The 224-nt window shown below is 71.9% G+C and carries 1 protein-coding gene; it reads left to right on the top strand.

Annotated elements, in window-relative coordinates; all coding sequences use genetic code 11:
- A partial coding sequence (locus AX702_RS00715) for a cell wall hydrolase (protein ID WP_197420451.1) occupies positions 1-224 on the top strand: 224 nt, incomplete at both ends.

Below are 224 nucleotides of genomic sequence, written 5' to 3'. Positions count from 1 at the left end.
GCCTTCGCCCGCGCCACCGACTGTCTCGCCGCCGCCGCTTACTACGAGGCCGGCGACGATGCGGTCGGCGAGCGCGCGGTGGTGCAGGTAGTGCTGAACCGGCTGCGGCACCCCGCCTTCCCCAAGACGGTTTGCGGCGTCGTGTTTCAGGGCGCGGAGCGGAGCACCGGCTGCCAGTTCACCTTCACCTGCGACGGCGCGCTTCGGCGCACGCCTTCGGAGGT

Source organism: Sphingomonas sp. CCH5-D11 (assembly GCF_001557395.1).
In the GTDB taxonomy this organism is placed as follows: Bacteria; Pseudomonadota; Alphaproteobacteria; order Sphingomonadales; family Sphingomonadaceae; genus Sphingomonas.
Note: the sequence above shows the minus strand (reverse complement) of the source record. Positions and strands in the feature narration are given on the sequence as shown.